13 protein-coding genes are annotated in these 13,351 nt (G+C 69.7%); 9 read left to right on the plus strand and 4 right to left on the minus strand.

Going from position 1 to position 13,351, the window contains the following annotated elements; genetic code table 11:
• Positions 1-41 precede the first annotated feature (41 nt).
• Both ACFQ9K_RS36215 and ACFQ9K_RS36220 read right to left on the minus strand, forming a co-directional pair.
• Positions 42-875, minus strand: coding sequence for an SDR family oxidoreductase (locus ACFQ9K_RS36215; protein WP_378719977.1), 834 nt, complete (start codon positions 873-875; stop codon positions 42-44).
• Positions 872-2,524, minus strand: coding sequence for an aldehyde dehydrogenase family protein (locus tag ACFQ9K_RS36220; protein ID WP_378719975.1), 1,653 nt, complete (start codon positions 2,522-2,524; stop codon positions 872-874). The genes ACFQ9K_RS36215 and ACFQ9K_RS36220 overlap by 4 nt, the downstream gene beginning before the upstream one ends.
• 158 nt (positions 2,525-2,682) lie before the next feature.
• Here ACFQ9K_RS36220 and ACFQ9K_RS36225 point away from each other — a divergent pair, with 158 nt between their 5' ends.
• Complete coding sequence (locus tag ACFQ9K_RS36225; protein ID WP_378719973.1) at positions 2,683-3,987, plus strand: PucR family transcriptional regulator; 1,305 nt, start codon at positions 2,683-2,685, stop codon at positions 3,985-3,987.
• A gap of 16 nt (positions 3,988-4,003) precedes the next feature.
• Here the strand turns inward: ACFQ9K_RS36225 and ACFQ9K_RS36230 are convergent, their stop codons facing one another.
• Positions 4,004-4,225 (minus strand): DUF2277 family protein, encoded by a 222-nt coding sequence (locus tag ACFQ9K_RS36230; protein ID WP_378719971.1) that lies wholly within the window; start codon positions 4,223-4,225, stop codon positions 4,004-4,006.
• A gap of 134 nt (positions 4,226-4,359) precedes the next feature.
• Between ACFQ9K_RS36230 and ACFQ9K_RS36235 the strand changes: the two genes are divergently transcribed.
• Positions 4,360-5,196, plus strand: a complete 837-nt coding sequence (locus ACFQ9K_RS36235) for a DUF1266 domain-containing protein (RefSeq protein WP_150401012.1) — start codon at positions 4,360-4,362, stop codon at positions 5,194-5,196.
• A gap of 25 nt (positions 5,197-5,221) precedes the next feature.
• Here the strand turns inward: ACFQ9K_RS36235 and ACFQ9K_RS36240 are convergent, their stop codons facing one another.
• A complete protein-coding gene (locus tag ACFQ9K_RS36240) occupies positions 5,222-6,133 on the minus strand; it encodes a hypothetical protein (protein ID WP_378719968.1) in 912 nt (303 codons plus the stop codon).
• A 474-nt stretch (positions 6,134-6,607) separates the two neighbouring features.
• Here ACFQ9K_RS36240 and ftsH point away from each other — a divergent pair, with 474 nt between their 5' ends.
• The 7 genes from ftsH (at position 6,608) to ACFQ9K_RS36275 (ending at position 13,252) form a co-directional block, all read left to right on the plus strand.
• Complete coding sequence (gene ftsH / locus ACFQ9K_RS36245) at positions 6,608-9,016, plus strand: ATP-dependent zinc metalloprotease FtsH (RefSeq protein WP_378719965.1); 2,409 nt, start codon at positions 6,608-6,610, stop codon at positions 9,014-9,016.
• Between the two features lie 246 nt (positions 9,017-9,262).
• Entirely contained in the window at positions 9,263-9,844 is a 582-nt protein-coding gene (gene folE / locus ACFQ9K_RS36250; RefSeq protein WP_378719987.1) for a GTP cyclohydrolase I FolE, read from the plus strand.
• 11 nt (positions 9,845-9,855) lie between these two features.
• The gene (gene folP / locus ACFQ9K_RS36255; protein ID WP_378719963.1) at positions 9,856-10,752 is read left to right on the plus strand and encodes a dihydropteroate synthase; all 897 of its coding nucleotides are present in this window, start codon (positions 9,856-9,858) and stop codon (positions 10,750-10,752) included.
• Positions 10,749-11,183 (plus strand): dihydroneopterin aldolase, encoded by a 435-nt coding sequence (gene folB / locus ACFQ9K_RS36260; protein WP_378719961.1) that lies wholly within the window; start codon positions 10,749-10,751, stop codon positions 11,181-11,183. The genes folP and folB overlap by 4 nt, the downstream gene beginning before the upstream one ends.
• Positions 11,180-11,734, plus strand: a complete 555-nt coding sequence (gene folK, locus ACFQ9K_RS36265) for a 2-amino-4-hydroxy-6-hydroxymethyldihydropteridine diphosphokinase (RefSeq protein ID WP_378719959.1) — start codon at positions 11,180-11,182, stop codon at positions 11,732-11,734. The genes folB and folK overlap by 4 nt, the downstream gene beginning before the upstream one ends.
• Positions 11,731-12,201, plus strand: coding sequence for a DUF3180 domain-containing protein (locus ACFQ9K_RS36270; protein WP_378719985.1), 471 nt, complete (start codon positions 11,731-11,733; stop codon positions 12,199-12,201). Before folK ends, ACFQ9K_RS36270 begins: the two co-directional genes overlap by 4 nt.
• Positions 12,202-12,271: 70 nt before the next feature.
• Positions 12,272-13,252: a DUF6779 domain-containing protein gene (locus tag ACFQ9K_RS36275; protein WP_378719957.1), complete on the plus strand. Its 981-nt coding sequence runs from the start codon at positions 12,272-12,274 to the stop codon at positions 13,250-13,252.
• The last annotated feature ends 99 nt before the right edge of the window (positions 13,253-13,351 follow it).

The raw sequence follows: 13,351 nt of genomic DNA on the forward strand, positions 1-13,351 counted from the left end.
GGATGAATCCCCGGCCGCAGCGCCCGCGCGGCGACACCGATCTAGACGCTGCGCGCCCGATCCTCGTACGCCTTGCGCTTGTCCACGTCGACGTCGTCGAGGAACGCGTGGCCCGCGCCGAGCGCCCTGGCGATGCCGTCGCCGACCGCGTCCGGCAGCAGCCCGACCACCTGCGAGATGATTCCTGCGACCGCGGTCACCCTGACCTTCGACTTCGGCGCGACGATCAACCCGACGATCGCGTCCGCGATCTCCTCCGGCTCGGCCGGGCGCAGCAGCTTCGGCGCGGTGACGCCGGCGCCGAGTTCGGTGTTGGTCAGCGTGGGCAGCACCGAGGAGAAGCGCACGCCGGAATCGCGGTACTCCTCGCGCAGCGTGTCGGTGAAGCCGAGCACCGCGTGCTTGCTCGCGTTGTAGGTTGCCAGGCCGGGGATGTGCGTCTCGCCGGCCAGCGAGGCGATGTTGATGACGTGCCCGCGCCGGCGCGGCAGCATCCGGGCCAGGCCGAGTTTGGAGCCGAGAATGACACCGTAGACATTGATGTCGAGAATGCGCCGGGTGATCTGATCCGGCTCGTCGACCAGCTTGCCGGTCGGCATGATGCCCGCGTTGTTGACCAGCACGTCGATCGGGCCGACCGAGCGTTCGACCTCGTCGAGGAAGCTCTCGAACGAGGCCGCGTCGGTGACGTCGAGCTTGCCGTAGAGCTCGAAGCCGCGGGCGGTGCCGGACTCCTTGACCGTGGCCTCGTCGATGTCGCCGATGGCGATCTTGGCGCCGAGCGCGTGCAGCGCGGTGGCGGTAGCCAGGCCGATGCCGCGGGCGCCGCCGGTGATGACGACGACCTTGCCGCGAATCTTCGAAGTGTCGGTCACTTGTTGTCTCCCTTGAGTTTCAGAACGGCGGGCAGGTCGATGCGGCGCAGGCCGCGGGCGCCGGCGGCGCGCATGGCGCCGAGCGCGAAGAGCAGCTTCGGCATCGAGTACGGGTACCAGAACAGCTCCTTGTCCTGGGTGGGCAGCATCGGCGCGGTGATCGCCTGCTGCCTGCAGTACTTGCGGACGCCGTTCGCGCCACCCCAGCGCGCGCCGACGCCGGACTGGCCCCAGCCGCCCATCGGCAGCGCGAAGTTGAACAGGTTGCTGAAGACGTCGTTGATGTTCACCGCGCCGGCGTTCAGCTGCCGGGCGATCCGCTCGCCGCGGTCCTTGTCACCGGTCCACACCGACGCGGACAGGCCGTAGATCGAATCATTGGCCAGCTGAACGGCTTCCGCCTCGTCGGCCACCTTCAGCACCGGCAGCGTCGGCCCGAAGGTCTCCTCGGTGATGCAGGACATGGTGTGGTCGACGTCGACCAGCACGGTCGGCTCGAACGCGGTGCCGAACCCGGCCCGCTTGCCGCCGGTGAGCACCCGCGCCCCGGCCGCGACGGCCTCGTCGACGTGGCGCTGCACGATGGCGGTCTGGTTCTCGTTGGCCAGCGCGCCGACGTCGTGCTTGGACTCGCGGCCGTCGATGCCCTGGCGCAACGCCTTGACGTTCGCGGTCAGCTTGGCCACGAACTCGTCGTAGACCGGCGCCTCGACGTAGACCCGCTCCACCGAGATGCACACCTGGCCGGAGTTGAACATGCCGCCGAACGCGATGCCGTGCGCGGCCCGGTCCAGGTCGGCGTCGGCCAGCACGATGGCCGGGTCCTTGCCGCCCAGTTCCAGGCTGTACGGGACCATCCGCTCGGCACAGGCCACGGCGATCTTGCGGCCGGTCGCCGTCGAGCCGGTGAACTGGATGTAATCGGCCTGCGCGACCACCGCGCCGCCGGTCGCGCCCGCCCCGGTGACCACCGCGAAGACCGGCGGGGCGCCGATCTCGGCCCAGCCCCTTGCCATTTCGAGCGCGGACAGCGGGGTCACCTCGGACGGCTTCAGCAGCACCGCGGCGCCGGCGGCCAGCGCGGGGATCACGTCCAGCGCGGGCATGGCCAGCGGGAAGTTCCACGGGGTGATCACGCCGACGACCGGGTACGGCTTGTACGCGGTGGTCAGCTTCTTCACCCGGGCCAGCGGGCTGTGCGGGGACGGGTGGTCGTCGGCGAGGAACTTGGCGGCGCGGCGGGCGTAGTAGCCGACCAGGTCGGTCGCGAAGGCGGGATCGATGAGCGAGTCGACGCGCGGCTTGCCGGTCTCGGACTGCACCACGTCGGCCAGGGTGTCGGTGTTGTCGATCAGCCAGTCCTGGAACTTCAGCAGCCATTCCTTGCGGCCGTCCGGGCCGATGGCCTCCCACTCCGGCTGGAACAGCCGCAGTTCGCGGACCTTGGCGGCGACCTCGTCCGCGCTCGCCACGGGCACCGTGCCGACCAGCGTGCCGGTGGCGGGGTTGCGCACCTCGAGGACCGTGGGGGCGTCGGCCACCGGCTCCGGGCCGGCCGGCTCGGCGACCGGTGCGGCCGCCTTCTTCGCGGCCGGTTTCCGTGCGGGTGCCTTCTTGGCCGCGGCGGGCGCTGGGTCGGTATTGGTCACGCTGTTCTCCCACTGACGTTGTGCTGTGAACCGCATGGCTGACTGTTGTGAAACAGGCCACTGAACTATGATCGTGACACAATGACTGGCGAGTTTCTTGGCTCTATCTGTCAACGGATTCGCGCCAATTTGTGCTCGGAGTACAAATCGGAGGGGTAGTGACCGCCGCAACACCTGGCCGCATCGGGCCCAACAGCGAAGTGGTCCGCGACTGGCTGGCGGAGTACGTCTACGAGACGATGCGCACCGAGCAGCTCGAGCAGATCGTGGACCGGCTCGACAACGCGATCATCGCCCGCGTCCCCGAACTCGCCGACCGGGACATGCGCCGCGACCTGGCCGCCAGCACCCGCGCGCACGCCAGGGTGATGCTCAGCGGAATCACCAGCGACACTTTCGAATACGCGCTGCCCGAGGAGGCGCACGCGTTCGCGCGGACCATCGCCCGGCGCGGCTTCGAGCTGCGCCTGCTGCTGCGGACCTACCACGTCGGCATGGAGGCCGTGCTCGACTACATGACCGACACCATCGACCATCGACCCGCCCCGCAGGAGATCGAGCGGGCGGTGCTGCTGCGGCTGTTCGAGCGGGCGACGAAATGGGTCAGTCTGTCGGTCGAATTGCTCACCGACACCTACATGCACGAACGGGAGCGGGTACTGCGGGCCGCGCTGAACCGGCGCACCGAGACGATTCGCGCGCTGCTGGCCGGGGACGAACTCGATCTGGACCAGGCCTCGGCGCGGCTGGGCTACCGGCTCGGCCAGCGGCACCTCGCCTTCGTGCTGTGGACCGACGAGAGCGAATCCGGCAGCGGCGACGGCGAGGTGGTCGGGCAGCTCGAACGGGTCGCGACCCGGGTGGCCGCCGGACTCGGCACCGGCAGGCTGCTCACCGTCGCGTCCGGGTCGAGCGGCATGTGGGCGTGGGCCGGACTGGACGATCTGCCGAGCGCCGACGTGACTCGGATCGAGCACGAACCCGGCGCACTGGCCCGGATCACCGCGGGGCTGGTCGAATCACCGGTCCGGGTCGCCTTCGGCGTGCCCGCCGGACAGGTCGGCGGATTCCGGCAGAGCCATCGCGAGGCGGTCGCCGCACGGCACGTGGCCGAACGCGGCCCGGCCACGACGGCGCGGGTCGTCGGCTATCGCGAGGTGGAGATCGCCTACCTGGCCGGCGCCGACGACGCGGCCATGCGCGGTCTGATCGGGCGGGAATTGCGCACGCTGTCCGGCTCGGATCCGAACGCGGCGCGGTTGCGCGAAACGTTGCACGCCTACCTGAGCAGCCATCGCAGCCCGGAGGCCACGGCCAAACTGCTTGGGGTGCACAAGAACACCGTGCGCTATCGGATCCAGCGCATCGAGGAATTGCTCGGTCATCCGATCGAGCAGCGCAGCCTGCCGCTGGAGGTGGCGCTGGCCTGCGTCGCCGCCTACGGGGTGGACGCGCTGCCCTGAATCGGTGCGTGAGCGATCAGTCGGACGCCGCCGTGACCGGGCGATCGGGTAGATCCGCGAGTAGCTGGGTGGTGGCCGCGGCGATGGCCGCGACGGCCTTGTCGACGGCGGCCTTGGTCGTGGAGCTCAGGCCGGACACACCACCGACCGTGCGCACGTACTGCAGTGCGGCAGCATAGATTTCCTGCTCGGTCGGGGCAGGCTCCAGGCCGCGAAGGAGGGTGATGTTACTACTCATGCGAGCACAGTAGCTCTCCGGCGGGGTATGCGGCAGGGCAAGAAAAACTCCGAATCCCGCCGCGCCTGCGGGGACACGCAGAATTCGTCCCATTACACAGGCTCTTCCAAGATCTATGGGGAACAATCGAGGTCATGCCTGCCCGCGGTGTACCCACGTTGACAACCTTCCCGTACGAGGAACTGGATCAGCGCGAAGAGGACCACTGGTCCGGCGCGGCGGTCGCCGACGACGAACTGCGCGCCCTCGCGCTCGGCGCCTTCTACTCCGCGCGCTGGGACGCCTTCCACGACGCGCTGCTGCTCGGACCGGAGCGCGAGCATCCGCTCGGCGATCGCCGCGAGCTCGCCATCGACACGCTCACCGGCGCCTGGGGCATCACCGACGCGACCGAGGCGCAGGCCTCGATGGAGCAGTTGCTCGACGGCATGCACGCGCCGTTGTACGCGCTGGTCCACCCGCTGGTGATGGCCTCGATCAACGCCAGCGAGCGGGACCGGTTCGGCGAGCGCGCCGATCGGCACCGGGCGTTCCTGCGACAGGTCGGGTCGTTCCGTGGGATGGACAACCCGGAGGCCCTGGTCCGCGACTACGACATCTGGTCGCAGGCGATCAAGATCGGCTTCACCGATCATCTGGCCCGGCCGTTGCCCAGCGACATCCACGCGTGGGACCTGGCCCGGGTGGTCGCGGTCGCCAGGATGGCCTTCACCGCCGGATATCTCGACGCCGACCTGGCTTGGGACTATCTGGCCCGTGCCCTGCCCATTGCCCAGGCCAAGTACCGCAACTGGCGGCAGTTCGGCGACGCCTACCTGACCGGCTGGACCTACTGGCAGGCCTGCGAGGACCTCGCCGAGCTGAAGAACGGCGGCGTCGACCGCCGGATGGAACTGCTGCGGCTGTGGATGCGGCCGACCAGCCCGTGGCGGCGGATCAGCCTGACCGTGCCACCGGTGGTGCAGGCCTGAGCCGACCGGCCTGCTCCCCGCCGAGCTAACCGCCGTCCGGCAGGGAGCGCAGGATGCCGCGGCCGTAGCGCTGGAACTGAGCGTCGTCGACCATACCGAGCGAGTGCCGCTCGACCAGCAGCTCCCACTCCGAATACAGCTGGGCCACACCGGGATCGGCCGGGCCGGCGCCGCCGTCGGCGGAGTCGCGGCGCACCGCGAAATTCACCGCGAGCGTGACCCGTTCGGTGTCGGCGCGGTCGTTGCCGGTGAAGTGCAGGGTGATGTTGCCGTCGTGCACGTCCATGCCGGTTTCGCCGCGGGGCGCGCCGATCTCGCCCGCCATGGCCGGCGTGCCGTCGGTGTTGCGGGCCCACAGCACGGCCGGGATGGGTAGTTCGTGCGCGTAGCGGTCGCCGGCGCCGATCGAGATGAACAGCAGCCGCCCGGTGGTCGCGGCGAGCAGGCCGGGACCGGTGCCGGCCGGCGGCCGCGCGACGGCGATCGCGGTTTCCAGCACGTATTCGTCGGGGGTGACATATCGGTGCAGCGCGGCGATGGCCGGCCTGGCTTCCTTGTGCGGCGCCATCCGGCGCACGGCACGGTCCACATCGGCCCTGGTCGGGCCGGATTTGCCCCAGGTCGGGGCGGGCGGATTCAGGTCGGGGGCGGCCACGTCGATGCGCTGGGTGGCCAGGATCTGGCTATTGATCCGGTCGACGATCTCGGTCGCGGCCGGTACATCGTGCTCGGCGATCAGCACGGGCAGCGGGGTGCGGTCGGCGGGCACACCGGTCAGCACGGGAGTCGGATATCTCAGGTAGATCTCGATGACAACGGCGTCGTCGGCGCGTCGATTCAACCGGACCTTCAGCAGATCCGAGATCGGGACGTCGAGCACCCGCTCGCCATCGGAGCCAGGACGCAGGACGATCAACCGCCCGCGGCCGTGACGCACTATCGCTGTGGGTGTCCGTAGCTCAACTATGTCCATACCCCCTGCGCTCTGTTCGATTTGCAGTACTCGCGGTGCTCTAGGTGGTTACGCTTCGCTGCCTCCTCCGGGCACGTCGCTCGCCCTGCGAGGTTGGGTTTACGGTGCTCGCGGGGCCTTTATCTGCTTACGCAAGCTACCGCTTCCGTGCCCCTCGCTCGCACCGCGGTGTTGTGTCGTCGCTCACGATAGGCCGAACATGCCATGATTGTGACCACTTGGAGTAACCCGGACCGGGGTCTTCGGGAACCACCGAGGTCCCTTGGCCGTTTACCCCTTTAACTGCACCTGCAGCCGAACTGCGCGATGTATCGACTAGACCGTACGCGGTAACGTGGCATGTCCGCATCCGAACCCTCCCGGAGCCGGACGCGCCCGACGCATCGCTAGCACGAACCGGAGACACCGGAAAGGACTGGCCGGACCGGCCGACGCTCTATGAACCGCAAGACTGTGTTTCGCACCCTGGCCATAGTCTCGGGCATCTTGCTCGTGATCTATGCGTTCAGCTATTTCGGCAACGACACGCGCGGCTGGAAGAGCGTCGATACGTCCGTCGCATTGAGCCAGCTGAACGACAAGAGCAACGTCAAGAATGTTCAGATCGATGATCGTGAACAGCAACTGCGCATCGAGCTGAAAAACGGCAACGACGCGACCGGTGGCCAGAGCAAGATCATCGCCAAATACCCCGGCGGCAGCGCGAGTTCCGGACAGGTCTTCGACGCCGTGAAGAATTCCGGCGCGCCCTACAACACCGTGGTCAAGCAGGACAGCTGGCTCACGCAGATCCTGCTGTTCGTGCTGCCGATGATCATCCTGCTCGGCCTGTTCGTCTTCGTCATGGCCCGCATGCAGGGCGGTGGTCGCGGCGGCATGATGGGCTTCGGCAAATCGAAGGCCAAGCAGCTGTCCAAGGACATGCCGAAGACCACGTTCGCCGACGTGGCCGGCGCCGACGAGGCGGTCGAAGAGCTCTACGAGATCAAGGACTTCCTGCAGAACCCGGTGCGCTACCAGGCGCTCGGCGCCAAGATCCCGAAGGGCGTGCTGCTGTACGGCCCGCCGGGAACCGGTAAGACGCTGCTCGCGCGCGCCGTGGCCGGCGAGGCGGGCGTGCCGTTCTTCACCATCTCCGGCTCGGACTTCGTCGAGATGTTCGTCGGTGTCGGCGCATCGCGCGTGCGTGACCTGTTCGAGCAGGCCAAGCAGAACAGCCCGTGCATCATCTTCGTCGACGAGATCGACGCGGTCGGCCGCCAGCGCGGCGCCGGCCTCGGCGGCGGCCATGACGAACGCGAGCAGACGCTGAACCAGCTGCTGGTCGAGATGGACGGCTTCGGCGATCGCACCGGCGTCATCCTGATCGCGGCGACCAACCGCCCCGACATCCTCGACCCCGCGCTGCTGCGTCCGGGCCGGTTCGACCGGCAGATCCCGGTCGGCAACCCCGACCTGGCCGGCCGCCGCGCCATCCTGCGGGTGCACTCGCAGGGCAAGCCGATCTCGCCCGACGCCGATCTCGACGGCCTGGCCAAGCGGACCGTCGGCATGTCCGGCGCCGACCTGGCCAACGTGATCAACGAGGCCGCGCTGCTCACCGCCAGGGAGAACGGCGCAGTCATCACCGGCGACTCGCTCGAGGAATCGGTGGACCGCGTGGTCGGCGGCCCGCGCCGCAAGAGCCGGATCATCAGCGAGCACGAGAAGAAGATCACCGCCTATCACGAGGGCGGCCACACCCTGGCCGCCTGGGCGATGCCGGACATCGAGCCCGTCTACAAGGTGACCATCCTGGCCCGCGGCCGCACCGGCGGCCACGCCATGACGGTGCCCGAGGATGACAAGGGCCTGATGACCCGCTCGGAGATGATCGCCCGCCTGGTGATGGCGATGGGCGGCCGCGCGGCCGAGGAGCTGGTGTTCCACGAGCCGACCACCGGCGCGTCCTCCGATATCGACCAGGCCACCAAGATCGCTCGCGCGATGGTGACCGAGTACGGCATGAGCTCGCGCCTCGGCGCGGTGCGCTACGGCCAGGAGGCGGGGGATCCGTTCCTCGGCCGCTCGATGGGGCAGGCCTCGGACTACTCGCACGAGGTCGCCGGCGCCATCGACGAGGAGGTGCGCAACCTGATCGAGGCCGCGCACACCGAGGCATGGGCCATCCTCAACGAGTACCGCGACGTGCTCGACGTGCTGGCGACGGCGCTGCTGGAGAAGGAGACCCTGCACCGCAAGGAGCTCGAGACCCTGCTCGCGTCGGTGCAGAAACGACCGCGGATCACCGCGTTCAACGACTTCGGCGATCGCGTGCCGTCGAACAAGCCGCCGGTGAAGACCCCGGGCGAGCTGGCGCTGGAGCGCGGCGAGCCGTGGCCGCCGGAGCAGATCCCCGCGCCGCTGCCGGCCGGTGTGGCCAGGGAGAACCAGCCCGCCAACGGCTACCCGGACACCGTCGCCTACGACGCGCCGCCGCAGTACGGCTACCCGGCGCAGCCCGCGACCGGTTATCCGGTGCCGCAGGGTCCCGCGCAGGGTGGTTACCCGCAGCGCGGCGGCACGCACGGCTCGCGACCGGACTACGGCGCTCCCGCCGGTTGGTCGGCCCCCGGCTGGCCGCCGCGGGACGAGCAGCAGCAGCCGGGTCAGCCGAGTGGCTGGACCGAGCCGCAGCCGAACCAGGGTTACCCGCCGTCGTGGGGTCCGCAGGGTGGGCAGCCGGAGGGCGGCTACGAGCGCGGCAACTACGGCGAGCACCCCGGATACGAGGAGCCGGGCCGCCCGAACCCGAACGGCGAGGGTGAGAACGGCGAGTGGGATAGGCCGAACAACGGTCGGCACTGAAGTCGGGCGGCGCCCGCGTGACCTGCGTGGTCGGGCGGGCGCCGGCTCCGGGCCGGTTGCTCGCACCGTGCGCAGCGACGATTAGGCTCGACCATCGGGGTGCCGAGTGATTGCCGGGACCCGAGATTTTGGAGGTGTCCTCGATTGTCGGCCAACAATCACCTCGGCGGCCACGCGCTCGCCGATTCGGACGGTGTTGACGAGAACGGTTCCGGCAACGGCGCGACCGGCAACGAGCTCGTCGCGCTGGAGACCGGTAAGTCGTTCGACCAGGCCAGGGCCGAAGCCGCGGTGCGCGAATTGCTGCTCGCGGTGGGGGAGGACCCGGATCGCCCCGGGCTGCTCGACACCCCCGCCCGCGTCGCCCGCGCCTATCGCGAGATGTTCGCCGGGCTCTACGTCGAACCGGACGCGGTCTTGAACACCACGTTCGACGAGGGGCACCAGGAATTGGTGCTGGTCCGCGACATCCCTATGTACTCCACCTGTGAACATCACCTGGTGTCGTTCCACGGTGTCGCGCACGTCGGCTACATCCCGGGCAAGCACGGCCGGGTCACCGGGCTGTCCAAGCTGGCCCGCGTGGTCGACCTGTATGCCAAGCGCCCGCAGGTGCAGGAGCGGCTGACCAGTCAGATCGCCGACGCGGTGATGCGCAAGCTGGACCCGCGCGGCGCCATCGTGGTGATCGAGGCCGAGCACCTGTGCATGGCCATGCGCGGCATCCGCAAGCCGGGCGCGAGTACCACCACCTCGGCGGTGCGCGGCCTGTTGCAGTCCAGCCCCTCCTCGCGCGCCGAGGCGCTCGATCTCATTCTTCGGAAGTGAACGAGGATCAGATGACCGCAGGTGGGAGCAGCTTCGCGCGTGGCGGTCGCTCCTGTGTGGTGATGGGCGTCGTCAACGTCACCAGTGATTCGTTCTCCGACGGCGGTCGCTACCTCGACCCCGAACTCGCCATCGCGCACGGCATCGAGCTGTACGCCGAGGGCGCCGACATCGTCGACATCGGCGGCGAGTCGACCAGGCCCGGGGCGGTGCGCATCGACCCGGAAACCGAAGCGGCGCGGGTGGTTCCGGTGATCCGCGGCCTGGTCGCGGCGGGCGTGCCGACCAGCGTGGACACCATGCGCGCGAGCGTGGCCGAGGCCGCGCTCGCGGCGGGCGTCGCCGTGGTGAACGACGTGTCCGGCGGCCGCGCCGACCCCGACATGGTGAAAGTCGTTGCCGCCGCCGATGTCCCGTGGATCCTCATGCACTGGCGCGCGGGCGCCGACTACCGGCACACCGGGCCTGCCGACCACTACGACGACGTGGTCGCCGAGGTGCTCGCCGAGCTGGCCACCCAGGTGGACCTGGCCGTCGCCGCGGGCGTCGATCCGTCCCGCCTGATTCTCGATCCCGGCCTCGGCTTCGCGAAGAACGCCGAACACAACTGGGACCTGCTCGGCGCGCTGCCCGAGCTGATCGGCCAGGGACTGCCGATCCTGGTCGGCGCCTCCCGCAAACGCTTCCTCGGCGCGCTGCTCGCCGACGACGCAGGCCCGCGGCCGCCGGACGGCCGCGAGATCGCCACCGCGACCGTTTCCGCGCTGGTCGCCATGCACGGCGCGTGGGGCGTGCGGGTGCACGACGTGCGCGCCTCGCTGGACGCCATCACCGTGACCGACGCCTGGCAGGCCGCCGCCCGGCACCGCACCGCCACGCCGAGCCCGTCGCAAGGAGCGCACCGATGAACCCGACCCCCGGCACCGCCGATCAGGCCGCGACGCAGGCGAATCCGACGGTCCAGCGCGGCGCCGACCGCATCGAGCTGCGCGGGCTGCGCGCCTACGGCCATCACGGGGTGTTCGAGCACGAACGCCGCGACGGCCAGGAATTCGTCGTCGATCTCACCGTGTGGCTGGACTTCTCCGCCGCGGCCGCCACCGACGACATCCTCGCCACCGCGCACTACGGCGAACTCGCCGAGAACGCCGTGCGCATCATCCAGGGCCCGCCGCGCAACCTCATCGAGACCGTTGCCGCGGAGATCGCCGACGACGTGATGACCGACCCGCGCATCGCCTCGGTCGAGGTGGTCGTGCACAAGCCGTCCGCGCCGATCCCGCACACCTTCGCCGACGTCCGGGTGGTCACCGCGCGACACCGCAGGGAGCCGCGGTGACCCGCGCGGTGCTGTCGATCGGTGCCAACCTCGGGGACCGGCTGGCGCATCTGCGCAGCGTCGTGGACGGCCTCGGCGCACGGGTCCTCGCCGTGTCGCCGGTGTACTCGACCCCGCCGTGGGGCGGCGTCGAACAGGACGACTATCTCAATGCGGTTGTCCTGGTCGATGATCCGGAGCGGGCCGCGCTCGACTGGCTGCGCCACGGTCAGCGCCTGGAGCAGGCCGCCGGCCGGGTCCGGGAAGTGCGGTGGGGCGCACGCACACTCGACGTCGACGTGGTCTGGTGCGCCGACCGCGTGGACGGCGAGCTGATCGCGATCAGCAGCGCGGATCCGGAACTGACGCTGCCGCATCCGCAGGCGCATCGCCGCGCGTTCGTCCTGATCCCGTGGCTGGACGTCGAGCCGGGCGCGACGCTCGAGGTCGAGGGCCGGGCGCGGGCGATCACCGATCTGCTCGACGAACTGCCCGCCGCCGAACGCCTCGGCGTGCGCCGCACCGAGCTGACCCTGTTGCCTGCCACCGAAGGTTCGGCGTCGTGCAGCTGAAACCCACGCGAGTCCTGGACCTGGCCGCGAACGTGGTGATCGCCGCGATCGTCGCGTGGATCGCGACCCGGATGGCGTACAACAGTTTTCCGCCGATCTCCACCTACGCGGGGGCGTCGCTGTATCCGGTCGCCGTGCTCGAGGCGGTGCTCGGGTTCGTCATCCGGGCCAGGGTCAGCGACAACCAGCTCGGCAACGGCAGGCATCAGCTGCATCCGATCACCGCGGCCCGCGCGGTCGCGCTGGCCAAGGCGTCGCTGCAGGTCGGTTCGATCGCCGCGGGGGTGTGGCTCGGTTTCCTGTGCTGGGTCTTCCCGCAGCGCGGCACCCTCGGCGCGGCCGCCGCGGACAGTCCGGGCGCGATCGTCGGGCTGCTGGCGGGGGTGGCTTTGGTTGCTGCGGCCCTGTGGCTCGAGTATTGCTGCCGGGCTCCGGAGGACCCGACCGACGATCCGGCAACCACTTAGCAAATATCGCCCTCGGAATTGCCGCACCGAGTTGTGGGCGCGCGGAGTCGATCAAGCTACCCTGGCTTGCATGGTTTCACCCTCCCGTACCAGCACTTCCCGTCGACGGCGGGACGACGCGGGAAAATTGTTCATCGGCGTATTGATTCTGCTCGGACTGGTTGCCAGCGTTTTCCTGGTCTTCAGCAACAGCTTGCAGTTCGTCCGGATCGGTTTGGTCGCGGCCCTGTGGGCGGCGGTCATCGGCGCATTAGCTGCGACTAGGTATCGCAAGGAAGCGACGATCGACAAGGCCAAGGTTCGCGACCTGCAGACCGTTTACGAGTTGCAGCTCGAGCGCGAGGTCACCGCCCGGCGCGAATTCGAGCTCGGCATCGAGGCGCGGGTGCGCGAGGAAGTCGGCGCCGACGCCACCGAACTGGCCGCGTTGCGCGCCGAACTGACCGTGCTCCGGACGAGTCTGCAACGGCTGTTCGACGGCGATCTGCCGATGGATCGGCCCGCCCTGCGCGCCGACGCGACCAGGATTCAAGAGCTGACCAGCGCGGGCGGCGAGCCGGCGAACAATAGCTCCGCGAATGCCGGACCCTGGTCCGTCCCGTCGAACCAGCAACCGCGCAGCAGTGTGACCCCGGTGTTCGTGCCCGACCACCCGGAGCCGCCGCTCTTCGCCAGCCCCTACGACGACCCGGTCACCGCCGAGACGTCGGCGGTCTCGCTGGACGACGACGCGCCCGACGCCGAGGTCGCCGACGCCACCGTGACCGACAACGATCCGGAGCAGCCCGGGTCCGGCTGGGCCGACGCCTTCACCGAGGGTCCGGTCATCCAGCCTGCGCCCGCGCCGCGGCCGGCCCCCAGGCCGACGTATCAGTCGGGCCGCCCCTCGGCCTGGCCGACGACGGAGGGCCCGACGGTGGGCACGGCCAGCTCGCGCCGCCGACGCCGGGCCGAGGCCGACGCGGATTCCGGCGCCCCCGAACGCAGGCTCTCGGTCGCCGAGATCATGGCCAACCTGCAATCGGAGGAGAAGAGCCGCGACCGGCGCTGACCCATCGTCCGGCCTGGTAGCGGAGAATCGAACGCCGCCAAGCGGACCGCCGGTCAGGCACTGCGGCGTAAATCACTGCCCGGGGCCGTGGCACCGGCA

The organism is Nocardia sp. NPDC056564, from assembly GCF_042793755.1.
GTDB lineage: Bacteria > Actinomycetota > Actinomycetes > Mycobacteriales > Mycobacteriaceae > Nocardia.